This window comes from Aeromicrobium phragmitis (genome assembly GCF_003674095.1).
Classification (GTDB): domain Bacteria; phylum Actinomycetota; class Actinomycetes; order Propionibacteriales; family Nocardioidaceae; genus Aeromicrobium; species Aeromicrobium phragmitis.
In genome coordinates, this window is record NZ_RDBF01000001.1 from 48,350 (window position 1) to 75,237 (window position 26,888).

A 26,888-nucleotide genomic window follows, 5' to 3' on the forward strand; every position below is an offset into this window, starting at 1 on the left:
CTGAGTAGCCGCGAGGAACGAGCGGCGTATCGAAGGGCGGTCGCTACTCGACCACCTACATCGGGACGTCAGTGACCGCCGCGGGTTACTTGCGGTTGTAGAGGCGCATCGTCACCGGGCCGAAGATGGCGATGAGGGCGGCGCTGAGCACCGACAACCAGACCAGGTCCGTGCCGGGCCACTCGCCCGACATCAACGACCGCACGCTGTCGACGGCGAAGGTGATCGGGTTGACCGCCACCAACGCCTCCAGCCAGTTCGGCATCGTCGACGGGTCGACATACGCACTGGAGAGGAAGGTCAGCGGCATGATCACCATCATGCTGACGCCCATCACGGACTTGTCGGAGCGCAGGAGCAGCCCGAACATCGTCCAGATCCACGACAACGCGAAGCAGAAGACGAGCAGCACCGCGACGCCGGCCAACACGCCGGTCGGCCCGCCCTGCGGCCGGTACCCGAGGATCAGTCCCATCACGACGATGACCGTCGAGGCGATCGCGTACCGGAATCCGTCACCCAGCAAGTAGCCCACCATCGGGGCGGGCCGCCAGATGGGCAGCGTCCGGAAGCGGTCGAAGACGCCCTTCTCGATATCGGTGTTGACCGAGAGCCCGGTGTACATCGTGATCATCACGATGCTCACCACCAGGATTCCCGGCAGGAAGAACTGCAGGTAATCGGTCGGGGAACCGGCGAGCGCACCACCGAACAGGTAGGTGAACATCAGCGTCATCATGATCGGGAAGAGCGTGACGTCGAACAGCTGCTCGGGCACGTGCTTGATCTTGAGCAGCGCGCGCCATCCGAACGTCACGGATGCCGACCACGCGGACGGGCGCGGCGGACGTTCGGTGATGAAGACCTTCGCCAGGTCGTCGGTGCGCGGTGCGCTGAGCTCTGGTGTGGCGGTCGTCGGCTGCGTGGTCATGCGACCTCCTCAGGAATCGCTGGATGGTTGGTGAGGGCGAGGAACACTTCGTCGAGGCTGGGCTGCCCCATCGAGAAGGAGTCCACGATGATCCCGGCGCGGGCGAGTTCTCCGAGGGCCACGCCGGTCTGATGTGCCGCCAACTCCGTCACCGCGGCATCGGCAGCGTTGGCGGTAGCGTCCTGGCGCAGGCGAGCGGTGAGGGCCACGGGGTCGGCGTCTCGCTGCACGTCGGCACCGAGCGTCTCGGCCAGCAGACGCGCGGCGTCCTCGCGGCGGGCGGGATCGCGCAGACGGACGTGGACACTGCCGCTGCCGATCGACGACTTGAGGTCGCCCTTGGTCCCCTCGGCGATGACGCGGCCCTCATCGATCACCGCGATGCGCGACGCCAGCTGATCGGCCTCGTCGAGGTACTGCGTGGTGAGCAGCACCGTCGTGCCCTGGTCGACGATCGCGCGGACGATCTCCCACACCTGGTTGCGGCTGCGCGGATCGAGACCCGTCGTCGGTTCGTCGAGGAACAGCAGCTTCGGTACCGACAGCAGGCTTGCCGCGATGTCGAGGCGGCGGCGCATGCCGCCGGAGTAGTTCTTCACCTGCCGATGCGCTGCAGCCGTGAGGCCGAGCGTCTCCAGGAACAGATCGGACCGCGCCGCGGCCGCCTTCTTGGAGTATCCGAGCAGGCGGGCCAACAGCACGAGGTTCTCCGTGCCGGTGAGATCCTCATCGACCGACGCGTACTGGCCGGTCATGCTCACGAGGCTCCGCACCTCGTCGGCCTCGCTCACCACGTCCCGGCCTAACACACGCGCGTCTCCCTCATCGGGCTTCAGGAGCGTCGCCAGCATCTTCACCGTCGTGGTCTTGCCCGCACCGTTGGGCCCCAGGACGCCATAGACGGTCCCCGCCGGGACGGTCAGGTCGATCCCGTCGACCGCGACATTCTCGCCGAATCTCTTGACGAGCCCCCGGACTTCGATGGCCGCTTCGGTCACCGTTCTCTCCTCTCGTTCTGCCTTCACCCAGAAGGCGCTAGAACGAGTGCGAGATCCGCTAGATCCGATCCGCGAGGCCGCGAGAGGGTCCCGCTCCGCGGCGACGACACCCTCACTGCCACGGCCCATCGCCCCTCGGCCGTCGGTCGCTGCTCGACAGCCCGGCGCGACCTAGGGTGCGCCGACGATCACGTCCCCGCCCGCGGCGACGATCGACTCCCGGAGTTCCGCTGAGGGCTGCTGGTCGGTCACCACGCCCGCGAGGTCGTCGAAGCCCCCGACCCGGAAGGGCGCCACCGTGCCGAACTTCGTCGCGTCGGCGAGCACCCAGGCGTGTGCGCTGACCTCGATGATGACGCGGCGCAGGTGCACCTCGTCATAGTCGAAGTCGGTCAACCCCGCGCTGGTGGAGATGCCGCCGGACCCGAGAAACGCGACATCGGGACGAAAGTCCTGGAGGAATTCGTGCGACCGCATACCGGACACCGCGAGGTCCCCGCGGCGCACCCGGCCCCCGAGCACGACGACGCCGCACGTGAGCCGCTCACTGGCCAAGGTGGCGGCGGGCAACGAGTTGGTCACGAGGAGACCTTCGAAGCTGGTGCTCAGCGAACGAACGACGTGCAGCGCGGTGGTGCCGACGTCGATGACCACGGTCGAGTCGTCCGGCACCATGGCCGCCGCTGCCCGGCCGATCGCAGCCTTCTCCCGCTGGCCGGACTGCGAGCGCTCGGAGTAGGAACTCTCCACCCTCGTTTTCTGGCCGGACGCCACCGCACCCCCGCGCACCCGCACCAGCACCCCGCGGGACTCCATGACGGCGAGATCGCGACGCACCGTCTCGACCGAGACGTCGAGACGCTCGACCAGGTCGACCGTGCGCACGTACTCGTGCGCCGCGAGCTCCTGCTCGATCACGCTCCACCGTTCGGCCGGAATCGCCGAATGCGCCACGTCCACCTCCCACGCTCGCCGCCCACACGCGGCGGCTCGATCGTATCGTCCGGCTCCTCAGCACGGCGTTCGCGACAAGAGCCCGCTAGCCCGGCGATCGATCGACCGCCGGGCTAGCACGAGGGCTCCGGATTCAGCGGCTGTGGCGCGCTTGCTCCCCCACCTCGGGCTCGGCGTCGAGGGTCGCGTCGATCGACTCCATGTCGGGCATCGTCAGGCCGCTGACCCCCTTGCGGGCGAGCAGGTAGACGAAGTACACCGCGCCGATCGCGACCATGACGGCCACGTAGTTCCACGACGCCCGGAACGACGCGTCACGGAAGATCAGCAGTTCCCAGACCAGCCACACGACGGCGACCGCGAGCACCGGGACCTCCCAGCGACCGAGGCTGAAGCCGCGCGTCGGCGGAAGCTGGCGGCGCTTCACGATGTACAGGGCGACGGTGGCCGCGTAGATGATGGCCGGCAAGAGCGTCGCGGCCGAGAACAGCGCGAACAGCGCGTCGGTCGAGAACGCGAAGACGCCGAGTACCGCCTGGCTCACGACGAACATGATGACCGTCGCGTTCATCGGCGTGCCGCGCGAAGGCGAGATCTTGTGGAACATCTGCCATCCGGGGAAGCGCTCGTCGCGCGACATCGCCCAGATCAGGCGCGAGCCGCTCAGCGTGATGACCAGACCGCAGGAGAAGATCGAAATGACCACGAGCACGAGCATCGCCTTGCCCACGAAGCCACCGAGCACGTTCGTGATGACATCCGCGATCGGGGTTCCCGAGCCGGCCAGCGCGACGGGGTCGCCGGCGAGGCCGGTCACGGCGATGAGGAACAGCATGCCGAGGATGCCGAGCGTGATCACAGCGCGGTACATCGCGCGTGGCACCACGTAGGCCGGATTCTTCGTCTCTTCGGCGAGGTTGGCGGCCGACTCGAACCCGACGATCGTGAACGCGCCGAGCAGGAAGCCCATGGCCCAGGGGCTGGCCTCCGTGGCGCCTCCGACGGCGAAGTAGCCCTCGGCCGAGACGTCACCACGGTTGAAGAGGTTGGACGCATCGAAGTCGCCGGTGGCGAAGCCGACACCGAACAGCAGGACGACCAGACCGATCATGCCGATCAGCTGGATCGTGACGGCGCCGTTGTTCACCCGCTGCGTGGCACGCGTCGAGGTCGCCACCAGCAGGGCCTGGAGCAGCATCACCACCGCGGTGATGACCCAGGCGTTCGCGGCCGTGCCCACATAGCCGAACAGCACCGGCAGGATCGTCGAGGCGATCGTGTAATCGACCGCGACGACGACCACGGCCAGGAAGGTGAAGGAGATCCATCCCAGAATCCAGCCCAGCACCGGGTTGGCGAGGCGCGATACCCACTGATAGGCGTACCCGGTGATGGGCACCCGCGCGGCGAGCGCGCCGAAGACGAGCGCGACCGCGAGCTGGCCGATCACGACGACCGGCCACGTCCAGATGCCGAGCGGGCCCGAGGAGTTGAGCACCGACCCGTAGGCGGTGAAGATCCCGGTCGCGATTGACACGAAGCCGAACGCGACGGCGAACAGGGTGAAGGGACTGAGGTCCTTGGCCAGCGACTGCTGGTAGTGGGCGGTGGACCCGCCGCCGGCGTCACGCCGGCTGTCGTGCTGGTTCATCGGTTCTTCTTTCGGAGGGGGTGGGACAGGTGATCGGACGCTCGCCCGGTCACAAGCTGAGGTGGATGGGGCCGCCGTTCGGGTCGGCGCCGGCCAGGACGGACCAGGGAATCCGGAACACCCGGCCGGGCGATGCCGGCCACGGCAGCGTCCGGCGGGAGATCACGCGACCGTCCTGGCGCGCAGTCACCCGGGGCACCCGGACGAACTCGTCCACCCAGGTCTCGATCCGTCCTCGCGCGGGAGGAGCGAACTGCGGGTGGAAGAGTCCCGGCGTCACCCAGGAGAACGGGGCCTCGCCGACCACGGGGACCGCCGAGACGTTCGGCAAGTGCTCGCCGGTCAGGAAGCGCGCCACCGATCGGGCGACGTGCTGTCCGCCGAGGGCCGCCACGTCGGCGGTGTCGACGGGGTGGACGAGGTTGCCGGCGGCGAACACCCCGTCGCGATCGGTCCGGCCCAGCGGGTCGACGAGGGGACCGCGCGTCCCCGGGTCGAGCGTGATGCCGGCGGACCGGGCCAACTCGTGGTCGGGAATCCAGTCGCCGGTGAACACGACGGTGTCGCATTCGAGCACCTCCCGGCGTCCGGTGGCGATCTCCTCGACCTCGACGCCTTCCACACGGTGGCGGCCGAGGACCTGCACGACGCGGTGGCCGGTGACCAGGTGCGGCCGGAACATCGCACGGCCGCCGAGGTTGAAGGCGGCGTACGACTCGGGAGAGGCATGGCGCGTCACGAGCGCCTCGGTGCGGCAGCCGGCCTCCTTCAGGGTCATGACAGCCGACCAGGAGACGAGTTCACCGCCGACCACGACGGCCCGCTTCCCCACGCTCCCGTGGTGCAGGTGGACGATGTTCTGCAGTTCGCCCGTCGTCAACACGCCGGCGGGTCGCGAGCCGGGGATCTGGCGCGCGGGACGCGGCCGTTCGCGGGCACCGGTGGCGAGGATGACCGCCGTGGCATCGACCCTGGCCCGGCCCGTCGGGCTGGTGACGAGCATGTCGGTGCCGTCCCAGGAGGTCACCATCGTCTCGGTGCGGAGGTCGATTCCGGCCGCGACCGCCTCGTCCACGAGTCGGCGGGCGTAGCGAGGTCCGGTGGTGAATCGTCGCTTGTCGCGGATGCCGTAGCCCAGGTGATCGGAGTGCCGCGGGATGCCACCCGCCTCGTGCTCACGCTCGAGCACGACGACGTCGGCCGAGGTGCGGGACGCGAGTTCGGTGGCCGCCGTCAGTCCTGCCGGGCCCCCACCGATGATGGCGACGTCCGCCACGATCGTGGTCGTCATCGGGACTCCTCTCCTACCGTGGCGATACAGGCGTCGACGGCCGCGCCGCAGTAGAACGCCTGGCACCGGCCGTTGGTGGCGCGGGTGCGTCGGCTGATTCCACCGCGGTCCACCGCCGGCACGGTCGAGGTCAGCGCGTCGCGGATCTCGCCGGCGGTCACGCGTTCGCAGAAGCACACGATCCGGCCGTACTCGGGATCGGCGGCGATGAGGTCCTCACGCTGGTAGGGACGCAGGAAGCGTTCGCCGATCATCGGCATCTGCGGCGGGTCCACGACCTCGACCCGCGGTTCGAGCCGGACGCCGCCCTCGCGGAGCAGGCCTTCGACGTGCTCGGCGATCGCCATCGAGGAGGTGAGACCGGTCGACCGGATGCCGCCGACCAGCACGTAACGCTGCGCCGCATCGGCATCGATGAGGTAGTCGCCGTGGTCGACCGCGGCACGCAGTCCCGCGTAGGCCGTCGTCACCTCTTCCTCGAAGAGCTGGGGCATGAGCCGCTCGCCCTTGCTTCGCAGGAACTCGAAGCCGCCCTCGGAGGTGTTGGTGGCGGTCTTGTCCTCCAGGTCTTGGGCCGTGGGGCCGAGCATGATGTTGCCGTACACGGTCGGACTGACCAGGACGCCCTTGCCGAGCTTGGACGGCACCGGCAGCACGATCTTGTCGAGCAGGCTGCTCGCGAGCTTGTCGAAGACGAGGAGCTCGCCCCGGCGCGGTGTGACGGTGAACCGGCCGTACCCGAACTCGCGGTCGAGAACGTCGGCGCCGAGACCGGCGGCGTTGATCACCCAGCGGGTGCGGAGGTCTCCCCCGCTCGTGCGGACCGTCGTCTCGTCGGGGCCGACCTCCACGCCGCGCACCTCGTGTCGCAGCAACAGCGCGGCGCCGTTCTGCACCGCCTCGGTCGCGTAGGCGATCGAGGGCGTCCACGGGCAGATGATCGACTCGTCGGGGACCGAGAGCCCGCCGAGCGCGCCCGGGCCGAGCGACGGCAGCGCGGCGTAGACCTCCTCGGCGCTCAGCAGCTCGCACCGGTCGTACCCGTTCTCGATCGCCTTCTCACGCAGACCCGGCAGATTGCCCAGCTCTTCCTCGGTCCAGGCGACGAGGACGGCGCCGGTGCGCTCGAGGGGGATGCCGGTCTGGGCGGCATAGTCGCCCAGCAGCGCGTAGCCACGGCTGACGAGTCGCGATTCGAGCGTCCCGGGCTTGGCGTCGAAGCCGGTGTGCAGGATCGCCGTGTTGGCCTTGCTCGTGCCGTCGCCGACGTCGGCGGCGCTGTCGACGAGCGCGACGGAGAGCTCGCGACGGCTGAGGGCGCGAGCGATCGCCGTACCGACGACGCCGGCACCGATGATCGTGATGTCGAAGGTCGTCATGCCTTGCTCCTTCGGGTCAGGTCGGCGTCCACGGCAGCGCGCCACTCGGCTCGGAAACGTCCGCTCTCGTCCGCGGTCCACTGCGGGGTGAACGTGCGAGCCGGCGTCCAGGGCAGCGGTGCGTCGACCACGTCGAGTCCGGGATCGAGCGCGAGCCGTGCGGCAGCTGCAGCGCCGAGGGCGGTCGCGTGCTCGGAGCCGTACACGTCGATCGGCGTCTGGAGCAGATCGGCCTGACTCTGCATGAGGACGCGGCTTCGGGTCAGGCCGCCGTCCACGCGGAGCCGCACCAAGGGTGCGCCGAGTTCTTCGTCGCTGAGCGCCGCGAGCTCCGCGACCTGGGCGCTGATGCCCTCCAGCACGGCCCGCACGATCTGCGGCCGGCCGGTCGAGAGCGTCATGCCGCTGAGAAACGCGCCGGCGTCCGGGCGCCACCAGGGGGCCGCGAGCCCCGCGAACGAAGGCGCACACAGCACGCCGTCGGAAGAATCGGCGGCCACGACGTCGAGGTCGGCGGCGGTCTCGATGAGACCGAGGTCGCACATCCAGCGCACGGCCGAGGCGGCCGTGTAGACCTGACCGTCGGCGCAGTAGCTGGTGCGGCCGCGCAGCGTCCAGGCGACCGAGGTGGTGAGACCGTTGTCGAAGCGCGCAGCGCGGTCGCCCAGGTTGACCAGGAGGAAAGCACCCGTGCCGTATGTGCACTTGGCCGTCCCCCGGTCGAAGCACCCTTCGGCGAGCAGCGCCGCTTGCTGGTCGACGATGAGTCCCGCCACCGGGATCTCGGCGCCGAACGCGGTGGTGGTGCCGACGATCTCGTCACTGGCCACCAGGCGCGGCAGGCGCTCACCCGTCAGGCCGAAGAGCTCGATCAGCCGCTCGTCCCACGCCACCTCGTCGATGCCGAGGAGCAGCGAACGGCTCGCGGTCGAGGTGTCGGTGACGAACTCGCCGGTCAGCTGGTGGACGATCCAGGTGTCGGTCGTGGTGACGACGCCTTCGCGGGTGAGGTTCCGTCGCAGCCACGCCATCTTCGGCGCTGAGAAGTAGGGGTCGAGTTGCAGAGCGGTCCGCTCACGGATCTCCTCGGCGTGCTCGGCCAACTCGGCACACACGCTCTCGGCACGGCGATCCTGCCAGGACACGGCGGTGGTCAGGGGCGTTCCGGAGTCGGGGTCCCATGCCAGCACGGTCTCGCCCTGATTGGCGAGGGCGACGGCGCTCAGTGGGCGACCGGCGCTCTGCGCTGCTTCACGGCCGCTCTCGAGAACGGATCGCAGCAACTCCTGGGGGTCCTGCTCGACGCCGCCTCCGGGCAAGTACCGCGGTCGCAACGCACGCTCGGCCACCGCGACGATGCCGTCGTCGTCGACGACGATCGCTTTGGTACCCGACGTGCCCTGGTCGATGGCGAGGATGGCCACCTGCGCTCCTTAGTCGTGCACGGCGTCCAGCGTGCGAAACCCGGTCTGACTGATTCTGCCTGAACTTAGCCGTTGATGCCCGAAATTGTGGATTGCGGTGGCCGGAGCTGTCAAGCCTCGGCGTGAACCCGCCACGTGACGGAGCGGACGGGACCTCCCAGGGCTCGGGCCTCTCGCAGCGTGCGCGCCGAGGGATTCACCAAGACGGTCTCGCGAGCGCGGGCGATGAGCGGGGTGTCATGGGCCGAGTCCGTGTACACGAGGTCCCAGTCGTCCCAGCCGACCGCTTCGAGCCGCTCGACCTTCCGCTGCGCGAAGCAGTGGTCGGCCAGGACGAGGGCGCGCCCGCGCACGCGCAGCGCGGATGCACACACGCGCACCTCGAGACCGAGCGCCTCGCACCACCCGCCGAGCAGCGGCTCGAGCCCGGCCGAGACGATCGCGACCGCGTCCCCCTGGTCGAGGTGCGCGCGCACCTGATCCAGGGCCTCGGGCAGCGTGAAGGCCTGATCGATCGCGACGACGGCTCCGAAGCGCCGCAACTCGGCGACCAGCTGTTCGGGGCGCTGACCGGCGAACACGGCGTTCATCAGCCGGGTGGTGAACCACGTCCTCAGCCGCGGATGCCGTCCGGACGTCGCGAAGCCGACCAGCCACGGCAGGCACCTGAGCACCCGCAGCGGTCGCGCCCGGAGCCTGGGCGACAGCCAGGCGGCCGTCGAGTCGACCGAAGTGAAGACCCCGTCGAAGTCGAAGACCACCCGCCGCGGGGAAAGGGCGTTGCCGCCCGCGTCGTCCTGCACGTCAATGGCCTCCGTCGTCAGTCGTGGGCCCGATAGCCCGCAGATGAGGGTACGGAGTCGGTGTCAGGCGGCGCCCCACGCGTCGAGAACTTCGTCGACGTGGGTGTACAACAACTGATGCGGCGCGTCGGGAAGCACGGTCAGTTCCGCCCCCAGGACGTCGGCGATCCGCTGCACGACGGCGGGCGGGGTCGACACGTCGCGGGCGCCGGCGAAAGACCGGACCGGCAGCCCCTCGGGACGGGACCATCCCTCGAACTGAGCGAAATCACGCCAGACCGCATCCCAACGGAGCGGATGCATCGCGCGTACGGTCGCTTCGGCCTCGACCACGTGGGAGGGGCGCTCTGCGAGGTCCGTCTCGGTGAACCATCGCTCGATCGTCTCGCGCGCGATCATCGCCATCCCCTCGCGCCAGGCGACCGCTCGCGATTCGAAGGCCGGATAGCCGCGGTCCGGGGAGCACAGCACCGCCAGATCCCGCCACCGGGACGGGTCCGCCGCGGCAGCCATTCCGGCGACGACGCCGCCCATCGAGATGCCCAGGAGGCGGGGGCGGTCGAGCGCGAAGAGCTCGACCGCCTCCAGCACGTCCGCGGCCATCCCCCGCAGGGTGACCTGCGCGGGGCGGGCCGCCGAATGGCCGTGTCCGCGTAGATCGATCGCGTGGACGCGGTGGCCCCGCTGAGCGGCGGCCGTACCGAACGACGTCAGCGAAGCGGCGTCGAGCCCAGCCGAATGCGCCACCACTACGGGCACCCCGTCCTCCGGTCCCCAGATGAGGGCCGTCGTGGGAATCCCGCCGAGCTTGATGCTCTCGATCGTGGTCATTCGGCGCGGACCACGGGCTCGGGGTGACGTGGGCGGACGCCGAGGGCGCCGCGCTGCTCCATCGCGTCGATCGTCGAATCGGCGACACCCGCTTCACGGAGCAGCTCGCGTGAGTGCTCACCCAACTTGGGCGGATAGGCATACCCCTGCGGCTCGTAGTCCCCCGAACCGACCAGGCGGACCGGGTTGCCCAGCACCTCGACGGCATGTCCCTCGTCGTCGACGAGTTCCACCACCATGTCGTGGCCGCTCTCGCGAGCGTCGTCGAGTGCCTCGGTGACGGTCTTGATCAGCGCGCAGGGGACCCGCTCCTGCTCCAAGAGTTCGACCCACGTCGCGGCGTCGCGCTGGGCGAAGGCCGCCTCCAGGATCGGCCACAGCTCGTCGCGATGGGCCAACCGGTCACCCGCCGTCGCGAAGCGCGCGTCCTCGATCAGCTCGGTGCGGCCGATGACGCGGCACAGCCCCTGCCACATCCGCTCGGTGTTGGCGGTGACCACGAACTCGCGATCGTCGCCGCCCCGGAACGACCGGTACGTCGGGATGGAGTCGTGCCGCGCGCCTTGCGGCCCGGGAGTCACGCTGCTGAGCATCGCGTAGACCGCCTGGTAGCTGGTCATCACCAGTTGGCTGTCGAGCATCGACACGTCGAGCTGGGCACCCTGCCCGGTCCGCAGGCGGCGGATGTAGGCGGCCAAGGTGCCGAACGCCGCGAACATCCCCGCGACGAGGTCGCCCGCCGGGATTCCGAGGCGAACGGCCGGTCGGCCGGGCTCGGGTTCGCCGGTGAGACTCATGACCCCGGACAGCGCCTGGACGATCATGTCGTACGCAGGTTTGTCCTTCCACGGGCCGACCTGCCCGAACCCGCTGATCGACACCCAGATCAACTCCGGCTGCCGTTCGCGCAGTTCCTTCGGGTCGAGCCCGAGCCGCTCGCACACCCCGGGCCGGAAGTTCTCCACCACGACGTCGGCAGTGGCGATGAGCTTGCGCACCGCGTCGAGCCCGTCCGGGTCCTTCAGGTCGATCGCCACCGAGCGCTTCGAGCGATTGTTCGCGAGGAAGTACGCGCTGTCGTCGCCGACGAAGTGCGGCGGGATCGACCGGCTGGAATCACCCGCCAGCGGTTCGACCTTGATCACTTCGGCGCCGAGGTCGACGAGCATCTGTGTCCCGAACGGCCCGGACAGGAACGTGGTGAGGTCGACGACCCGAATGCCGTCGAGCGGAGGAGCCAGTACGTCCTCGGTCATGCCGTCCTCTCGAACAGGTGGATCGTGCAGGCGCCGTGATCCAGGCCGGCGATCCCGCCGCCGGTGACGTGGGTCAGCGCACGCTGCGCGTCGCCCACCTGCCGGGCGCCCGCGCGGTCGGTGAGGTGCCACAGCACCTCGACGACCTGGGCGACCCCGCTCGCGCCCACGGGATGCCCCTTCGACAGCAGACCGCCGGACGGGTTCACCACGACGTCGCCGCCGTAGGTGGTGCGGCCGTCGCGCAGCAGGCCGACCGACTCCCCGGGTTCGCACAACCCCAGGGCCTCGTAGTAGACGAGCTCGGCGATCGTGAACGCGTCGTGCAACTCGACGACGTCGAGGTCCTCGGGACCGAAGCCCGCCGCCTCGTAGGCGTCGCGCGCCGAGTGGTACGAGATCTCCGGTCGCAGCATGTCCCGGAAGCCGGCCTCGAACTGACCGGAGTGCAGCACCGACGCCGCAGCGCGCATGCCCTGGGCACCGCGCCGCTTGCGCTCACGCTCGGACATCAGCACGACCGCTGCCGCACCGTCACCCGTGGGGCAGCACTGCATGAGCGTCAACGGGTCGGCGATCGGCCGCGAGTCGAGCACCTGCTCGACCGTCACCTCGGACTGGAACTGCGCGTACGGATTGGCCGCGCCGTGCCGGCGCGCTTTGACGCTGACCGCCGCCAAGTCCTCGACCTTCGCATCGCGCTCGTGCAGAAACCGTCGTGCCCGCATCGCGTACACGGCCGGCATCACGATGCCGTTCTGAACCTCGGGGTCCTCCTGCACGAGCGGAAGCGTGCCGCCGCCGAACTGGGTCAGCTTGTCGACGCCGATCACCAGCGCGATGTCGCAGTGGCCGTCCTCGATGGCGCGAACCGCCAGATGGACGGCGGTCGCCCCACCGGAGCAGGCGTTGTCGACGTTGGTGACCGGCACGTCGCCGATGCCCAGCTCCTTGACGATCCGCTGGCCGGTCAGCATGCCGCCGAAGGCATGGCCGCAGAACACCGCTCCGACGTCGTCCTTCGTGATCCCGGCGTCGCGCAGAGCGCCGAGCGCGGCCGGAGCGGCGAGCCCGGAGTACGACGACTCGCGGTGCTTGCCCATCTTGATCATGGCCCCGCCGATCACCGAGGCTGCGGTCTCCTGAATCACGCGGTGGCTCCTTCCACGGGCACGAATCCCCAGCCGGTGGGGCTCTGGTCGCTGCTGACGAGGCGCACCGGCAGATCGCAACGGAGCTGCTCCTGCGGGGCCAGCACCTGCGCGAGCAGGCGCAGACCGTCGCTCAGGTCGATGTAGCCGAGGGTGTACGGCGTCGGGAACGTCGGGGAGATGTGGACGGTCGTCCAGGTGTAGAGGCTTCCCTCGCCCGGCAGCTCCGCCTCCTCGATCGTGGTGTTGTTGCAGCTCGGGCAGATGTACGCGCGCGGGAAACTGCCGGCCCCGCACGACTGACAACGTCCGCCGCGCAGGCCGCCGGTCTCGGTCACGACGGGTCGGTCGTCGCCGGCGGTGTCGGCCACCGGCAGCAGGACTGACTCCTGGTCGGTCATCACTACGTTCCTTTCATTCTTCATAAGTCGTCCAGAACGACGCGAGCGCCTCGGCCACCTCGCGCGGTTGCTCGACGAAGGGCGTGTGCCCGGAGTTGCTGAACACGAGGGGCGGTGGACACCCGACCTCGTCGCTGATCCGCTGCATGTCCGCGGGCGACTTCGCGCGGTCGAGTCCTCCGGCGAGGAGCAGCAACGGTGCGGTGACCGCCCGCACGTCCTCCCAGAGGCTGCGCCGCGCGAAGACCAGCTCCGCGGCATCCGCGACGGCCGGGTCGAGTCGCGCGAAGTGCTCCCGCCAGCGCCGGTACCGGTCGCCGCCCGGCTCGAGAAACGCGGCGCCGAACATCGTGCGGGTGATGAGATCGACCCGCGCGGCAGGGCCCGGGTCGCGCAGTTCAGCCACCAACGCGGCGAAGACCTCCGGACGCTGCTCGGCATCGGCGGTCGCCGCCGAGAGCGTGCAGGTCCGAACCCGTTCTCCCAATCGCGCGGCCGCCACCATGGCGACGTACGCCCCCATGGACGAGCCCACCAGATGGACGGGCCCCTCGAGGTCCTCCACCAGCGCGCAGACGTCGTCGGCGAGGGTGTCCACGCCGACGGCCGCCTCGTCGCGTCGGGATCCCTGGCCGCGATGGTCGGGAGCGATGATCGGCCGACCGGTCAGCGCGGCGACGTCATCGAACATCGACCCGTCGAAGAACAACGAGTGAAGCGCGATCACGGGGTAGCGAGGCACGATGCGAGTCCTGTCGGATCAGGCGTTCGGCGCCAGGAATCCCTGGTCGTCCAGCGCGTGCACGAGCGCCGTCAGGGCACCCACATAGCTGTACTGGCGCAGGCCCATGCACATACCCGTCGCCGTGTGCGTGAAGCTCGAGGAGATGCTCCCGCCCCCGAGGCCCCGCGACGACCCGGCTGCCGCCTGGATATTGGAGAAATGCACCTCGACCGTCGGAAGCCCGGTGTCCTCCAGCGCGTGGCGCACGCCTTCGCCCTTCGTGGTCAGGCCCGCCGGGTTGATGATGTACGCATCGACGCGGTCGGCCGACTCGTGGATGTACTCGAGGATGTAGCCCTCGTGGTTCGAATCGAAGGTCTCGATCTCCACGCCGAGCGCCTCGCCGTACTCGACGACGTAGCGCTGCAGGTCGGCCAACGAGTTGATCTCGCCGTACACCTGCTTGCTGCGGCGCCCGAGGCTCGACATGTTCGGGCCGTCGATGAGTGCGATGCGGTGCCGGCGGTCTCCGCGGCGTTCCACCGTTCGTGACGTCATGGAATGGTCCTTTCGTTCTCAGGTGTAGCGAAGGCCGGCATCGACGAGCAGCGACTGCCCGGTGATGTAGCCGGCCTCGTTCGAGGCGAAGAAGCGCACGGCTGCGACGACGTCCTCCGGCGTGCCCTTCCGCTTGATCGCGTGGCCCGCGATGATCGAGTCCCACTGGTCCTCGGTGATGGTGTCGCGCGGCACCTCGGTGACGATGCCGTGCGGGCTCACCACGTTGGCCGTCACGTCGAAGGAGCCCAGCTCGGTGGCGAGCGACTTGTTGAACGCCTGCACGGCGCCCTTCGAGGCCACGTAGTGGGCGTAGTTCGCGCGGCCGGTCACGACGACGCTCGACGAGATGTTGATGATGCGGCCGAAACGCTGCTCCTTCATGTGCGGCGCGACGGCCTGGCAGCACAGGAAGACGCCCCTCGCGTTGACCGCGAAGATGGTGTCCCACTCCTCCACCGTGAGTTCCTCGAACGGCTTCATCGTGAGGGACGAGAACATGGCCGCGTTGTTCACCAGCACGTGCACCGTGCCGAACTCCTCGACCGTGCGCTGCACCATCGCCTCGACCCCGGCCTTGTCGCTGACGTCGGCCGCGACGCCGAGCGCCTCGCTGCCGGCGGCCCGGATCTCCTCGGCGGCCTGCTCCGCGGCGGCGGCGTTGATGTCGGCCACGACGACACGGTCGCCCTGCTCGGCGAACGCATGCGCGAACTTGCGTCCGATGCCCTGGCCCGCCCCGGTGATCAGCACGACCCTGCTCGTTGGTTCCACTCTCACATTCCCTTTCGTTGTCGACTCAGGCTCGAGTCAGATGAAGTGCGGCGATCCCACCGTCGACGGTGACGACGGTTCCGATGCTCGATCGCATCGCGGGATGGGCCAGATAGAGGGCCGCCAGCGCGACCTCGCGGGGGCGCACCATGCGGCCGGTCGGCTGACGTTCGTCGAACTCGCGACGCCGCTGCTCGGGATCGTCCGCACGGGAGGCCAGCTCGGCCATGAAGGGCGTGTCGACCGTTCCCGGGTTCACCGCGTTGACGCAGATGTCCTCGGCCACGAGGTCCGCGGCCATGGACCGGGTCATCGACTCGATGGCCCCCTTGGTCGCGGAGTACAGCGCACGTTCGCGGAATCCCGAAGCCGCCGTACACGACGACATGTTGACGATCGCCGCGGCCTCGGAACGGCGGAGCAGGGGCAACGCAGCGCGCGTGGCCCTGACGTAGCCGAGCACGTTGAGGTCCCACAGGGCATGCCACTGGTCTTCGCTCCCGTCCTCGACCCCGCCCACGAAGCTGACGCCCGCGTTGTTGACGAGGACGTCGAGGCGACCCTCGGCCGCCTCGATCTGCTCGACGGCCGCGTCGACGCTCTGCTGATCGCGAAGATCGGCCCGGTGGTAACGCACCCCCGGCACCGGCTGCTCCGGTTCTGCCCGGTCGAGCACGTGCACGCGAGCCTCGGCCTCGGCGAACGCGGTGGCGCAGGCATGTCCGATACCGGCAGCGCCCCCGGTCACCAGGACGACGCGATTCTTGTGGTCGCTCATCGGGATACCGCCTTTCCGGTCGCCCCGAAGTACCGGGCGATCTCTTCGGCCCCGTCCTGCAACGCGGCCACGATGCTCTCGGCGTCCCCGGCCGGAGCTCGGTTCTGCGGATGTGTCAGCGTGAGGGAACCGACGACGCCGCGCGGTCCGACGACCGGAACCGCGATCCCGCGCGCACCGGGGAGCTTCTCCCCCTGCGATTCCACATAGCCCTGCTCGCGAACGACCGCCAGGTCCTCGCGCAACCGCTCGAGGGCCGGGAGCTCGGAGCCGCCGTTCGAGCGGCCGCCTCCGGTTCCCCTCGATTCCCGCTCGTAGGCGGCCGCCAGCTCCTCATCGGGAAGGAACGCCGCTACCGCCTTTCCCGAGGCTCCCCACAGCACCGACGTGGGCGTGTTGAGCTCGATCCGGTACTGCAGGACGTGGTCGCCGTCGGCGCGGCCGGCGAACGAGAGCGTGGACGTCGCCGGCGAGTACAGCCCGAAGATCACGGTCTCCCCGAACGTGCCGGCGAGGCGGTCCAGCACCGGCTGGAGGATGCCCGGCAGGTCCACGGTCTGCAGCGTGCGAGCGGCGAGGCGATAGGTCTCCGGGCCCACGCTGTACGACCGCAGCTGAGGATCGTGCGTCACCATGCCCACGTCGACCAGCAGCCCCAGCAGCCGGTGGGTCGTCGAGGCCGGAAGCGCAGAGGCGTCGGCCAGCGCATTGACGCTCGCCGGGCCCTCGGCGTCGACGACGGCGCTGAGCAGTCGCATGGCTCGGGCGACGGTTCCGTCGCCCCCTACGCGAGGAGCGCGCGCGGTATCGGTCATGGCGTCATCACCTCATGAAGGTCGTCAGGGCCGGAACGACGTTCACGACCACGAGCACGGGAAGGACACACGTGACGAGCAGCCGGAGCGCGGGGAGCACCATCGTGTGGAAGGGTGTCGCCGTCGCGTTCGCCGCCACGAAGAGGTTGGGCGCGAAGGGCGGAGTCGCCAGCCCCATGCCGAGGTTCAGCACCATGATGATCCCGAACTGCACCGGGTCGATGCCGTACGCCGCGGTCAGCGGGAGCAGCAGCGGCACCAGGATCACGATGGCGGTGTTCTCCTCGATGAACATCCCGACGACGAAGAGCATCAGGTTGAGCACGATGAGCAACACCCAGGCGGGGACGCCCCAACCGCCGATCGTGTCGGCGAGCGCCTGCGGAACACCGGAGACGACCACGGCCCGCGCGAAGGCGCCGCCCATCGCGATGATCAGGAGGATCGGAGCGGTCGCCAGCAGACCGTTGAGGACGGTCCCGCCCACGCCGGACGGCTTCAGCTCGCGGTAGACGAGAAGCCCGACGAACAGTCCGTACGCGCACGCCACGGCGCCCGACTCGGTCGGCGTGAAGATGCCGGAGTAGATGCCGCCCAGGATGATCACCGGCATGATCAGCGCCGGCACCGCCCCGCCGATGCGCCGCGCCGTGCGGCGCTGCTGCGTGGAGTTCAGCCGAGCGCCGAGGTCGTCGAGGTCGCGGCCGCGTGCCCACACGAAGTTGAAGGTGACGAGAACCACCGTCAGCAGGATGCCGATGACGGCGCCGGCCAGGAACATGTCGGCGATCGAGACCCCGGCCGCCACGGCATACACGATGATCGGGACGCTGGGCGGAATCAGGATGCCGATGATTCCGGACACGGCCACGAGTGATGCGAGGTACTTCTTCGGGTAGCCGCGCTCGGCCATCTCGCCGGACATGATGCGCCCGATCGCCGAGACCGTGGCCACCGACGACCCGGAGATCGACCCGAACAGGGCGCAGGCGCCGATCATGGTCGCCCCGAGGCCGCCCTTGAACCGCCCGGCGATGAGCCCGACGAACTCGATCAGCCGCTTGGAGACGCCGCCGGACTGCATGATCGCGCCGGCCAGCAGGAAGAACGGGATGGCCAGGAAGGTGAAGGAGTCCAGGGTGCGGAAGGCCACCGACGGCACCTGGCCGGGGTTTCCGCCGAGCAGCATGAAGAAGATCAGCGCACCCATGCCGAACGCGACGGCGACAGCGACTCCCAGCACGATGAGCGCCAGAACGACGAATGCTGCGATCGGCATCAGCCATCAGTCCTCTCAGCACCGGGGAAGCCCTGGCGCGATTTGTCGGCGTACTCCTCGGCGCGCAGGAAGGTCCGCACCAGGAGCGCCAGGCTCACCAAACCACCGAGAACGGCTCCGGTGACGATCGCCAGCATCGGCCAGCTCAGCGGGATCGAGAGCTCAGCCGAGGTCTGTCCGGTGCGTTGATAGTTGCCCACGACGAGCACGGCGAAGTTGGCGAAGAAGAGGTAGAACGCTCCCTCGATCGCGAAGATGACGCGGTGCAGCCACACCTGCGGCACACCGGCCGGGAGATAGTGGGACAACGCGTCCACGGCGATGTGCAGCCGGCCCTTCGTCAGGACCGGGATCGCCAGGAACGTCGTGACCACCATGAGATAGCGGGCGATCTCGTCGGCGCCGGTCATGGTGCTGAGCAGCCCGTTGCGTCCGGCGATCTGGACGAGTGTCACCACGAGGATGGCCCCGAACGCCACCGTCAGGAGGACGCGGAGGACGCGGTCCAACCCGTTGACGGCGGCGTCCAGGACCGGAACCCGGCGAGACGCCTGGTCACTCACTCGTGGCCTCCGCGGCAGCCTCCGACTCCTCGCGAAGCTGCTCCATGACGTCGGCACCGAAGACCGACTCCTGGCTCGTCCAGACCTCGTCCTTGATGCCCGCGAACGCCGCACGCTGTGCGTCGTCGAGCTCCACGACCTCCATGCCGCTCTCCTTGAGTTCGGCCAGCCGGTCGGCGACCGAGTCGCGAACCTGCTGCGTCGTGTCCGCAGTGATGTCGTCGATGACCTCACGGAGCGCGTCCTGGTCGTCCTCGGAGAGCGATTCCCACACGTCGGTGTTGCAGGAGATGTTGCCCATGCCGTAGGCGTGACGGGTCAGCGTCAGGTGCTTCTGCACCTCCTGGTAGCGCGAGTTGTAGGTCAGCACGATGCCGTTGTCCTGACCGTCGACCGTGCCCTGCTGGAGCGCCGTGTAGAGCTCCGGGAAGGGAATGGCGACCGGGTTAGCACCCCAGGCCTCGAACAGGTCCGTGTACATCGAGAGACCCGGAACCCGGAAGCTGAGTCCGGCCATGTCCTCGGGGGTCTGGATCGGACGCACGTTGTTGGTCAGGCCGCGGAAGTCGTTCTCGTAGAAGCCGAGCGCGGTGATCCCGGTCTCCGCGAGCACGTCGCGCTCATTGGTCTGGATGACTCCGTCCTCGTCGAAGAAGACCTCATCGACGCCGTCGTAGGTCGTCGCGATGAAGGGCAGCAGCGACAGTTGCAGACGGTCGTCGAGACCCGAGGCCGTCGCCGCGAAGAAGGCGCACTCCACGTCGCCGCTCGCGAGCCCAGCGCCGAGTTCCTCATCGCCGCCGAGCTGGCTGCCGGGGTACACGTCGAAGTTGACTCGGCCGTCGGTGACGTCCGGAGCACGCTCGGCGAGCGTGGTGGCCGCGGTGTGCACCGCGGACGCTTCGGGGAAGACGTGGGCCAGCTTCAAGGTGACGGGGCCGTCCGAATCGGCGCCGCTGCCGAAGCTGCACGCGGAAACGAGGGCTGCGGAAGCCACGGCCGAGATCGCCAGGGCTGCCCGTCGGGGGGTTGTCGTCATGCCTCTACCTCTCATATTCCGGTGACCGGAATCACGTTCTATTTCGTGAGAGATACTACGCACATGACGTTGTGACGACGAGCACAGGGGGGTCGCACAACGAGCGCCAGGTCACATTCGCCCTGAAATCTCGCGGAAACATTCGGCGTCCGCTCCGCCTCAACCGGAACCGGCGTCCGGCGCCGAGAGCTTGTATGAAGGCACCGACGGATCGGCCGTCAGGAAGTCCCGAACCTGGCCGTGCGGTTGCGGAGCACGAATCGAGCGGGCCTCGCGCATCCCGACCCGACGACGGGTATCAGTCGTCGAGCAGGCCCATTGCGATGGCCCGGCCGATCGCCTCGTCGCGCGACGTGGCCTTCAGCTTCCGATACAGCGACTGCCGCTGGGTCCGCACCGTGTTCGCCGAGACGTGCAGGCGATCGGCGATCTGCTCGATGTTGGCGGTCGTGACCAGCTCGTGCAGGATCACGAGTTCACGAGGTGTGAGCGGTTCACCTTCGGGCCTTCGGGGGAGCACCGACGTCACGCCCAGGGGCACCAGCGGCGCCAGCTCGAGGACGTTCTGCGGGGTGAACCACAGGGGCGTGCGGAGCTCGAACGCCTCGGCCACACCCGCCGCCTGCGCGGCAGACTCCTCCGCCGCGTCCCGCTGCCCGGCGGCGAGATGGGCCGCGGCTGTCAGCAGCAGGCGCGTCAGCCGCAGCCGAGGGGCGTCGGTGCGAACGGCACCGAGGATCGTCCAGGCACGCTGGCGATCACCGCGAAGAACGGCGCCGCGCGCGGCCTCCAGCCGCAGCTCCGGTCCGCTACGGCTTCGCAGCCTGAACCGCTGGGCATTGCTGACGTCACCTGTCGCCAGCAGGAGCCACTGCTCGGTCACGTCGAGCAGGTCGGCGCTGTGCGGACCCACCGAAGTTCCCCGTCGCTCGCGCACGGCGCGGAACGCGATCAGCCCTGGCCGCGCCCGCGCCGTCCCGATGTCCACGAGCGCCTGTGCCTGAGCGAGCAACGACCAATGCTCGACCGTCTCGATGATCGGCCACAGCGCGTCGATGCGCTCCTGGGCCTGCTTGAAGTCCTGGCGCTCGACCGCGCGCATCGCCTCGGCGATCCGCAGCATGCTGCCCTGGTACTCGTCGAGCTTCTCCGACGGCCACTGCCGCACGTGGGCCGCTTGGATCCATGCTTCGGTCGAGGGAACGTCACCTCGCAGTGCTTCGACGAGCGCGAGCCCACCGAGACCCATCAGCTCGATCATCGGCCGGGACCCGAGCATGCGAGCCTGCTCGAACTGAGCGCGCGCCCCGTCGAGATTCCCGCCGTAGGTCAGGCTGATTCCCAGGTGCAGACGCACATCGGACTCCAGGGGTGCGATCTCCTCGCGCGAACGCGCCGGAAGCGCATCGAGCAGGTCGACGGCGGCCACTGCCGCACGGAATCCGCCGTCGCCGGACTGAGTGATGCGCAAGCCGACACTTTCGACGCCACGCAGCAGGGCGCGATCGACGGACCGCCGGGGCGCCAGTCGGGCCGCGACCACCGCCACGCCCAGGAGCTCGATGGCGCGAAGCCGGAACTCCCGCCGGGCGTTGAAGATGATGCCGAGAGCGAGGCACAGCACCGGGTACTTGCGCAGCCTCCAGATGGGAACGTTACCGAGGAGGAATCGGATCTCGTACCCGTGCCCGGTGACCAGAGGCATGCCGCCACGTTTCAGCGCTGCGTCCACCAGATCAAGCCCTCCCGCGTGGGCGGCCTGGACGAGCGCCTCGTAGGGCTGGTCGCCGCGGAGGAACTCGGTGGCGGCGCGCCGGTGCAACTCGTGCTCACGCGCGGCGTCGCGACGCTGGCGCTGCAGCGTGCTCCACCGCGCGATCGGGGACCATCGCATCGCGCCTCGTCCGAGGTTCCATTGGGCGAGTCCGGCGCGGACCATCTCCTGGGCCTCGTCGAGCAGACCGAGGTCGTCGAGCATCGTGCGGGGGACGTTCTCGAGCGAAGCCAGCTCCGCAATCGGCCCGCTCACCGCCTCGCCGCGGCCGAGCGCATCGATGATGTCCGCTGCGGTCGCGGCGCCCTGCCGGCACACGAGGATGACCGCGGCGAGGACGCCGCGGCAGAGCAGATGCACGAGACGGGCGTCGGCGAGACTGTCGTACCGCTGCAGGAGGGTGGCCGTCTGCTCTTCGGTGAGCGACGTCGGAGCTGCGCTCGTACGCCAGCGCGGCGGAATCGACTCCAGGTCGTGAGCGGCGAATCGCAGGCGTCGATCCGCCGGCGACGCGAGCCAGCCGTCCACGGTCGCGACGTCCTCGTCCGACAGAGCCCCGGCGTCGCGCAGGATGACGACTCCGGCGTTCGGTAGGGCCATGGCATCGTCACCCCACCACGCGGCGAGTGGCTCCTGCGCCGCCCACTGCCGCAACAGCGTGGTCTTGCCGGTGCCCCGCAGTCCCACGAGCCCCGCGACCTGCGCCGGTGCGTCGAGATGGGCGACGAGGTCGGCCCGGTCGAGCCAGCGGGAGCTATGCATCACTGCTGAGAATAGGCGCGCATCACGTCCAGACCGAGAAACCCGGCCGAGCGATTCGGTGGTGTGCGCCTCAGCCGAGCAGGTCGAGCAGGTACTGCCCGTACCCGCTCTTGACCAGCGGCGTGGCGCGGTCGCGCAGCTCGTCGTCGGTCAGCCACCCCTGACGCCAGGCGATCTCCTCGGGACAGGCGATCTTGAGGCCCTGGCGCTTCTCGATGGTGCGCACGAAGGCACCGGCGTCGGCGAGGTCGTCGAACGTCCCCGTGTCGAGCCACGCGGTACCGCGCGGCAGCACCTCGACCTGAAGCGTGCCGTCCTCCAGGTAGAGCCGGTTGAGGTCCGTGATCTCCAGCTCGCCGCGGGCCGAGGGCTTCAGGCCCTTGGCGCGCTCCACGACGGAGTTGTCGTAGAAATACAGGCCGGGAACGGCGTAGTTGCTCTTGGGCTGAGCCGGCTTCTCGTCGAGGGACACCGCGATGCCGTTGTCGTCGAACTCGACGACGCCGTAGGCGGTCGGGTCGGCCACCCAGTAGCCGAACACGGCCGCACCCTCGGTGTCGTCGAAACGGTGCAGGCTCGTGCCGACACCGGCGCCGTAGAAGATGTTGTCGCCGAGGACCAGCGCGACGCCCTCCTCGCCGATGTGCTCCTCGCCGATGATGAAGGCTTGCGCGAGTCCGTCGGGGCTCGGCTGCTGCGCATAGGTGAGGTTCACGCCGAGATGCGAGCCGTCGCCGAGCAACCGCTGGAACTGCTCGGCGTCGTGCGGGGTCGTGATGACGAGGATGTCCCGGATGCCGGCGGACATGAGCGTCGACAGCGGGTAGTAGATCATCGGCTTGTCATACACGGGCACGAGCTGTTTGCTGACGCCGAGCGTGATCGGGTGCAGTCGGGAGCCGGTGCCGCCGGCCAGGATGATTCCGCGCATGCACCGAACATAGCGGCTCCTCCGCGTGGGGGCGGTGCGTGATCGACCCATCACGGGCCCGGACACGTTGCCCACGCACCGCTCGCCCGCGCGATAGGTTGGCCACGCACCGCCCGATCGGGGGCGTGAGTGACGCAGGGCGATGTCGCCACGATTGGTAGCGTCGTCCTCATGCAGCGCATCGTGGTCACCGGCGGCGCCGGGTTCATCGGGTCCAACTTCGTGCACCATGTGGTGCGCGAGACCGATCTGTTCGTGACGGTCCTCGACAAGCTCACGTACGCGGGCAACCGCGAGAGTGTCGAGGCTCTGCCCGCCGATCGCGTCGACCTGGTGGTCGGCGACATCGCCGACGCCGAGCTCGTCGACGGCCTCGCCGCCTCGCACGACGCGATCGTGCACTTCGCCGCCGAGTCGCACAACGACAACTCGCTGCAGGGCCCGCGACCGTTCCTCGACACCAACATCGTCGGCACCTACACGTTGCTCGAAGCCGTTCGCAAGCACGGCACGCGCTTCCACCACATCTCGACCGACGAGGTCTACGGCGACCTCGAGTTCGACGACCCGAACCGGTTCACCGAGTCGACGCCGTACAACCCGTCGAGCCCCTACTCCTCGACCAAGGCCGGCTCGGACCTCCTCGTTCGCGCCTGGGTGCGTTCGTTCGGCGTGCAGGCCACGATCTCCAACTGCTCCAACAACTACGGGCCCTGGCAGCACATCGAGAAGTTCATCCCGCGGCAGATCACCGGCCTCATCGACGGCATCCGGCCACGCGTCTACGGCGACGGCCGCAACGTCCGCGACTGGATCCACGCCGAGGACCACTCGAGCGCCGTCATGACGATCCTCGAGAAGGGCCGCATCGGCGAGACCTACCTCATCGGCGCCGACGGCGAGAAGACCAACAAGGAGGTCGTCGAGATGCTGCTGCAGCTCTTCGGCCGTCCCGCCGACGACTTCGACCACGTCACCGACCGCGCCGGGCACGACCTGCGCTACGCGATCGACTCCACGAAGCTGCGCACGGAGCTGGGCTGGACACCGCGGTTCACCGATTTCGCCGCCGGCCTCGACGACACCGTCCAGTGGTATCGCGATCATGAGGAGTGGTGGCGGCCCAAGAAGGCCGAGGTCGAGGCCAAGTACGCCGCATTGGGGCAGTGATGGTCAGCGTCGACACCACCGCCATTCCGGGTCTGCTCGTCGTCCACCTCGACGTCCACGGCGACAACCGCGGCTGGTTCAAGGAGAACTGGCAGCGCGAGAAGATGACGGCCCTCGGGCTGCCGGACTTCGGCCCCGTGCAGAACAACGTCTCGTTCAACGGCAGCGCGGGCACCATCCGCGGTATTCACGCCGAGCCGTGGGACAAGTTCGTCTCAGTCGCCGCGGGCAGGGCGTTCGGCGCGTGGGTGGACCTGCGGGAGGGTGAGACCTTCGGTCAGACGTTCTGGATCGAGCTGAATCCGGCGACGGCCGTCTTCGTGCCGCGCGGTGTGGCCAACTCGTTCCAGGTCATGGAGGACGACACCGCGTACTCCTACCTCGTCAACGCCCATTGGCGCGCCGACGCGACCTACACGAACGTCAACCTGCTCGATCCCGCGCTCGCGATCCCGTGGCCGGTCCAGATCACCGAGATGTCCGACAAGGACAAGAACCACCCGCTGCTGGCCGACGTCACGCCGATGGCGCCCAAGCAGACGGTCGTGCTCGGCGCGAACGGCCAGCTGGGACGGGCGCTGCGCAAGGCCCGCCCCGACTTCCTGTTCTACGACCGCAGCACGGTCGACCTCGCCGATCCCGCCACCTTCGATGCGGTGCCGTGGGACGACGTCCAGACGATCATCAACGCGGCGGCGTACACGAACGTCGACGGTGCTGAGACGCCCGACGGCCGGCGCGATGCCTGGGCGGTCAACGTCACCGGCGTGGCCGCGCTGGCGCGCATCGCGATCGAGAAGAACCTCACCCTCGTCAACGTCTCCAGCGACTACGTCTTCGACGGCACGGTCGAGGAGCACCCGGTCGACGAACCGCTCTCCCCGCTCGGCGTCTACGGGCAGACCAAGGCCGCCGGCGAGGCGGTGACCTCGACCGTGCCGCGGCACTACATCGTGCGCACGAGCTGGGTCATCGGCGAGGGCAAGAACTTCGTCGACACCATGCGCCGGCTCGCTCGCGACGGGGTCAGCCCGTCGGTGGTGAACGACCAGATCGGCCGGCTCACTCACGCCGACGAGCTCGCCGCGGGCATCCTCCGCCTGCTGGAGACCTCCGCGCCGTACGGCGTGCACCACGTGACGGGCGGCGGCGACCCCAAATCCTGGGCCGATATTGCGCGTGAGGTGTTCGCCGAGGAGGGACGCGACCCGGCCGACGTGACCGGTGTGAGTACCGAGGAGTACGCCGCGGGAAAGCCCACCGCCCCGCGACCCCGCCACTCGGCGCTCGCCCGGAACTGACTCCTCTCTAGACTCGGTGCCATGAAGATCTCGGTGATCGGATGCGGGTACCTGGGTGCTGTGCACGCTGCGTGCATGGCGAAGCTCGGGCACGAGGTCGTGGGCGTCGACGTCGACGACCGCAAGATCGCGTCGCTGACGCGCGGTGAGGCACCGTTCTTCGAGCCGGGACTTCCCGAGATCCTCGACGAGGCCATGGCCAGCGGCCGCCTGAAGTTCACCACCGATCTGAGCGAGGTCGCGGGCGCGGCGGTGCACTTCGTGTGCGTCGGCACCCCGCAGAAGAAGGGCGAGTTCGCCGCCGACCTGACGTACGTGGACGCGGCCTTCAGCTCGCTCGCGGCGCACCTGGCCCCCGGCGACGTCGTGGTCGGCAAGTCCACCGTGCCCGTCGGTACCGCCGAGGGCCTTGCTTCCGACCTCGAGCCCACCGGCGCGACCCTGGTCTGGAATCCCGAGTTCCTGCGCGAGGGCTTCGCCGTCAAGGACACCCTCCACCCCGACCGCGTCGTCTACGGCATCCCCGAGTCGGACGCCGGACAGCGCGCCGCCGCCCTGCTCGACGAGGTCTACGCCGCGCCGCTCGCCGAGGGGACGCCGCGCATCGTCACGGACTATGCGACCGCGCAGCTGGTCAAGGTGGCCGCCAACAGCTTCCTCGCCACCAAGATCTCGTTCATCAACGCGATGGCCGAACTCTGCGAAGCCACCGGAGCCGACGTCACCGCCCTCGCCGACGCGATCGGGCATGACGCCCGGATCGGTCGCCGATTCCTCAACGCCGGCCTCGGCTTCGGCGGCGGCTGCCTGCCCAAGGACATCCGTGCCTTCATGGCCCGCGCCGGCGAGTTGGGCGTCGACCAGGCCTTGTCGTTCTTGCGGGAGGTCGACGCGATCAACCTCCGTCGCCGGGTGCGTATGGTCGACCTGGCTCGCGAGGAGTGCGGCGGTTCGATCGTCAACCGCCGGGTCGCCGTCCTGGGTGCGGCGTTCAAACCCAACAGCGACGACATCCGCGACTCCCCCGCCCTCAACGTCGCCGAGCAGATGCACCTCCAGGGGGCCATCGTCACGGTCACCGACCCCGAGGCGATCACCAATGCCAAGGAGCGGGCCCCGCATCTGCACTACGCCGACACCCTCGAAGCCGCCGTCGAGGGGGCCGAACTCGTGCTACTGCTCACCGAATGGGAGCAGTACGTGTCCCTCGATCCGCAGTACCTCGCCACGTTCGTGGCCGAGAAGCGGATGCTCGACGGACGCAACGTGCTCGATCCCGGACACTGGCGTGAGGCCGGCTGGACGTACCGAGCCCTCGGGCGCCACTGACCCACGCGCATGCCTCGACCG

25 protein-coding genes are annotated in these 26,888 nt (G+C 69.2%); 3 read left to right on the forward strand and 22 right to left on the reverse strand.

From position 1 onward, the window contains the following. Nucleotides 1-85: 85 nt before the first annotated feature. The 22 genes from D9V41_RS00210 to rfbA all read right to left on the reverse strand — a co-directional run bounded on the left by D9V41_RS00210 (nt 86) and on the right by rfbA (nt 23,067). Nucleotides 86-931: an ABC transporter permease gene (locus D9V41_RS00210; RefSeq protein ID WP_121792530.1), complete on the reverse strand. Its 846-nt coding sequence runs from the start codon at nt 929-931 to the stop codon at nt 86-88. Continuing rightward, nucleotides 928-1,929, reverse strand: a complete 1,002-nt coding sequence (locus D9V41_RS00215; protein ID WP_243697095.1) for an ATP-binding cassette domain-containing protein — start codon at nt 1,927-1,929, stop codon at nt 928-930. Before D9V41_RS00215 ends, D9V41_RS00210 begins: the two co-directional genes overlap by 4 nt. Before the next feature lie 171 nt (nt 1,930-2,100). Then, on the reverse strand, nt 2,101-2,883 hold the full coding sequence (locus D9V41_RS00220; RefSeq protein ID WP_166375835.1) for a DeoR/GlpR family DNA-binding transcription regulator: 783 nt from the start codon (nt 2,881-2,883) through the stop codon (nt 2,101-2,103). Between the two features lie 133 nt (nt 2,884-3,016). Further along, the gene (locus tag D9V41_RS00225) at nt 3,017-4,534 is read right to left on the reverse strand and encodes an amino acid permease (RefSeq protein ID WP_121792533.1); all 1,518 of its coding nucleotides are present in this window, start codon (nt 4,532-4,534) and stop codon (nt 3,017-3,019) included. A gap of 49 nt (nt 4,535-4,583) precedes the next feature. After that, nucleotides 4,584-5,825 (reverse strand): NAD(P)/FAD-dependent oxidoreductase, encoded by a 1,242-nt coding sequence (locus tag D9V41_RS00230; protein WP_121792534.1) that lies wholly within the window; start codon nt 5,823-5,825, stop codon nt 4,584-4,586. Further along, a complete protein-coding gene (locus D9V41_RS00235; protein ID WP_121792535.1) occupies nt 5,822-7,204 on the reverse strand; it encodes an NAD(P)/FAD-dependent oxidoreductase in 1,383 nt (460 codons plus the stop codon). The genes D9V41_RS00230 and D9V41_RS00235 overlap by 4 nt, the downstream gene beginning before the upstream one ends. Beyond that, nucleotides 7,201-8,628: an FGGY family carbohydrate kinase gene (locus D9V41_RS00240; RefSeq protein WP_121792536.1), complete on the reverse strand. Its 1,428-nt coding sequence runs from the start codon at nt 8,626-8,628 to the stop codon at nt 7,201-7,203. The genes D9V41_RS00235 and D9V41_RS00240 overlap by 4 nt, the downstream gene beginning before the upstream one ends. A 110-nt stretch (nt 8,629-8,738) precedes the next feature. Next, nucleotides 8,739-9,431 carry an HAD family hydrolase gene (locus D9V41_RS00245; RefSeq protein ID WP_166375836.1) on the reverse strand — a complete coding sequence of 231 codons (693 nt, stop codon included), beginning with the start codon at nt 9,429-9,431 and terminating at the stop codon, nt 8,739-8,741. 63 nt (nt 9,432-9,494) lie between these two features. Continuing rightward, entirely contained in the window at nt 9,495-10,262 is a 768-nt protein-coding gene (locus D9V41_RS00250) for an alpha/beta fold hydrolase (protein ID WP_121792538.1), read from the reverse strand. Then, on the reverse strand, nt 10,259-11,518 hold the full coding sequence (locus D9V41_RS00255) for a CaiB/BaiF CoA transferase family protein (protein WP_121792539.1): 1,260 nt from the start codon (nt 11,516-11,518) through the stop codon (nt 10,259-10,261). The genes D9V41_RS00250 and D9V41_RS00255 overlap by 4 nt, the downstream gene beginning before the upstream one ends. Further along, entirely contained in the window at nt 11,515-12,669 is a 1,155-nt protein-coding gene (locus tag D9V41_RS00260; protein ID WP_208006666.1) for a thiolase family protein, read from the reverse strand. The genes D9V41_RS00255 and D9V41_RS00260 overlap by 4 nt, the downstream gene beginning before the upstream one ends. Further along, the gene (locus tag D9V41_RS00265) at nt 12,666-13,070 is read right to left on the reverse strand and encodes a Zn-ribbon domain-containing OB-fold protein (protein WP_166375837.1); all 405 of its coding nucleotides are present in this window, start codon (nt 13,068-13,070) and stop codon (nt 12,666-12,668) included. The genes D9V41_RS00260 and D9V41_RS00265 overlap by 4 nt, the downstream gene beginning before the upstream one ends. A 13-nt stretch (nt 13,071-13,083) precedes the next feature. Beyond that, nucleotides 13,084-13,812 (reverse strand): alpha/beta fold hydrolase, encoded by a 729-nt coding sequence (locus tag D9V41_RS00270; RefSeq protein WP_133434063.1) that lies wholly within the window; start codon nt 13,810-13,812, stop codon nt 13,084-13,086. Between the two features lie 18 nt (nt 13,813-13,830). Next, a complete protein-coding gene (locus D9V41_RS00275; RefSeq protein WP_121792542.1) occupies nt 13,831-14,352 on the reverse strand; it encodes a type II 3-dehydroquinate dehydratase in 522 nt (173 codons plus the stop codon). An 18-nt stretch (nt 14,353-14,370) separates the two neighbouring features. Continuing rightward, nucleotides 14,371-15,105: an SDR family NAD(P)-dependent oxidoreductase gene (locus D9V41_RS00280; protein ID WP_208006667.1), complete on the reverse strand. Its 735-nt coding sequence runs from the start codon at nt 15,103-15,105 to the stop codon at nt 14,371-14,373. A gap of 46 nt (nt 15,106-15,151) precedes the next feature. Then, entirely contained in the window at nt 15,152-15,904 is a 753-nt protein-coding gene (locus tag D9V41_RS00285) for an SDR family NAD(P)-dependent oxidoreductase (protein ID WP_121792544.1), read from the reverse strand. Next, nucleotides 15,901-16,719: an IclR family transcriptional regulator gene (locus tag D9V41_RS00290; protein ID WP_121792545.1), complete on the reverse strand. Its 819-nt coding sequence runs from the start codon at nt 16,717-16,719 to the stop codon at nt 15,901-15,903. Before D9V41_RS00290 ends, D9V41_RS00285 begins: the two co-directional genes overlap by 4 nt. 7 nt (nt 16,720-16,726) lie before the next feature. Continuing rightward, a complete protein-coding gene (locus D9V41_RS00295) occupies nt 16,727-17,998 on the reverse strand; it encodes a TRAP transporter large permease (protein WP_121792546.1) in 1,272 nt (423 codons plus the stop codon). After that, entirely contained in the window at nt 17,998-18,561 is a 564-nt protein-coding gene (locus D9V41_RS00300; RefSeq protein WP_166375838.1) for a TRAP transporter small permease, read from the reverse strand. Before D9V41_RS00300 ends, D9V41_RS00295 begins: the two co-directional genes overlap by 1 nt. Continuing rightward, nucleotides 18,554-19,600 (reverse strand): TRAP transporter substrate-binding protein, encoded by a 1,047-nt coding sequence (locus D9V41_RS00305; protein WP_166375839.1) that lies wholly within the window; start codon nt 19,598-19,600, stop codon nt 18,554-18,556. The genes D9V41_RS00300 and D9V41_RS00305 overlap by 8 nt, the downstream gene beginning before the upstream one ends. Before the next feature lie 298 nt (nt 19,601-19,898). Next, nucleotides 19,899-22,136: a helix-turn-helix transcriptional regulator gene (locus tag D9V41_RS00310; protein WP_121792549.1), complete on the reverse strand. Its 2,238-nt coding sequence runs from the start codon at nt 22,134-22,136 to the stop codon at nt 19,899-19,901. 70 nt (nt 22,137-22,206) lie between these two features. Beyond that, on the reverse strand, nt 22,207-23,067 hold the full coding sequence (rfbA, locus tag D9V41_RS00315) for a glucose-1-phosphate thymidylyltransferase RfbA (RefSeq protein ID WP_121792550.1): 861 nt from the start codon (nt 23,065-23,067) through the stop codon (nt 22,207-22,209). A 171-nt stretch (nt 23,068-23,238) separates the two neighbouring features. Here rfbA and rfbB point away from each other — a divergent pair, with 171 nt between their 5' ends. From rfbB to D9V41_RS00330, 3 genes are read left to right on the forward strand one after another with little or no spacing between them, the layout of a single operon-like run. Continuing rightward, the gene (rfbB, locus tag D9V41_RS00320; RefSeq protein WP_121792551.1) at nt 23,239-24,237 is read left to right on the forward strand and encodes a dTDP-glucose 4,6-dehydratase; all 999 of its coding nucleotides are present in this window, start codon (nt 23,239-23,241) and stop codon (nt 24,235-24,237) included. Further along, nucleotides 24,237-25,538, forward strand: coding sequence for a sugar nucleotide-binding protein (locus D9V41_RS00325; protein ID WP_121792552.1), 1,302 nt, complete (start codon nt 24,237-24,239; stop codon nt 25,536-25,538). The genes rfbB and D9V41_RS00325 overlap by 1 nt, the downstream gene beginning before the upstream one ends. Nucleotides 25,539-25,559: 21 nt before the next feature. Then, nucleotides 25,560-26,867, forward strand: a complete 1,308-nt coding sequence (locus tag D9V41_RS00330) for a UDP-glucose dehydrogenase family protein (protein ID WP_121792553.1) — start codon at nt 25,560-25,562, stop codon at nt 26,865-26,867. Nucleotides 26,868-26,888 lie beyond the last annotated feature (21 nt).

Coding starts and splice junctions, on each gene's coding strand:
- D9V41_RS00210 (WP_121792530.1), bottom strand. CDS start 931: ATGACCACGCAGCCGACGACCGCCACACCAGAGCTCAGCGCACCGCGC.
- D9V41_RS00225 (WP_121792533.1), bottom strand. CDS start 4,534: ATGAACCAGCACGACAGCCGGCGTGACGCCGGCGGCGGGTCCACCGCC.
- D9V41_RS00230 (WP_121792534.1), bottom strand. CDS start 5,825: ATGACGACCACGATCGTGGCGGACGTCGCCATCATCGGTGGGGGCCCG.
- D9V41_RS00235 (WP_121792535.1), bottom strand. CDS start 7,204: ATGACGACCTTCGACATCACGATCATCGGTGCCGGCGTCGTCGGTACG.
- D9V41_RS00250 (WP_121792538.1), bottom strand. CDS start 10,262: ATGACCACGATCGAGAGCATCAAGCTCGGCGGGATTCCCACGACGGCC.
- D9V41_RS00255 (WP_121792539.1), bottom strand. CDS start 11,518: ATGACCGAGGACGTACTGGCTCCTCCGCTCGACGGCATTCGGGTCGTC.
- D9V41_RS00265 (WP_166375837.1), bottom strand. CDS start 13,070: ATGACCGACCAGGAGTCAGTCCTGCTGCCGGTGGCCGACACCGCCGGC.
- D9V41_RS00275 (WP_121792542.1), bottom strand. CDS start 14,352: ATGACGTCACGAACGGTGGAACGCCGCGGAGACCGCCGGCACCGCATC.
- D9V41_RS00285 (WP_121792544.1), bottom strand. CDS start 15,904: ATGAGCGACCACAAGAATCGCGTCGTCCTGGTGACCGGGGGCGCTGCC.
- D9V41_RS00290 (WP_121792545.1), bottom strand. CDS start 16,719: ATGACCGATACCGCGCGCGCTCCTCGCGTAGGGGGCGACGGAACCGTC.
- D9V41_RS00295 (WP_121792546.1), bottom strand. CDS start 17,998: ATGCCGATCGCAGCATTCGTCGTTCTGGCGCTCATCGTGCTGGGAGTC.
- D9V41_RS00305 (WP_166375839.1), bottom strand. CDS start 19,600: ATGACGACAACCCCCCGACGGGCAGCCCTGGCGATCTCGGCCGTGGCT.
- D9V41_RS00310 (WP_121792549.1), bottom strand. CDS start 22,136: ATGCATAGCTCCCGCTGGCTCGACCGGGCCGACCTCGTCGCCCATCTC.
- rfbA (WP_121792550.1), bottom strand. CDS start 23,067: ATGCGCGGAATCATCCTGGCCGGCGGCACCGGCTCCCGACTGCACCCG.
- rfbB (WP_121792551.1), top strand. CDS start 23,239: ATGCAGCGCATCGTGGTCACCGGCGGCGCCGGGTTCATCGGGTCCAAC.
- D9V41_RS00325 (WP_121792552.1), top strand. CDS start 24,237: ATGGTCAGCGTCGACACCACCGCCATTCCGGGTCTGCTCGTCGTCCAC.
- D9V41_RS00330 (WP_121792553.1), top strand. CDS start 25,560: ATGAAGATCTCGGTGATCGGATGCGGGTACCTGGGTGCTGTGCACGCT.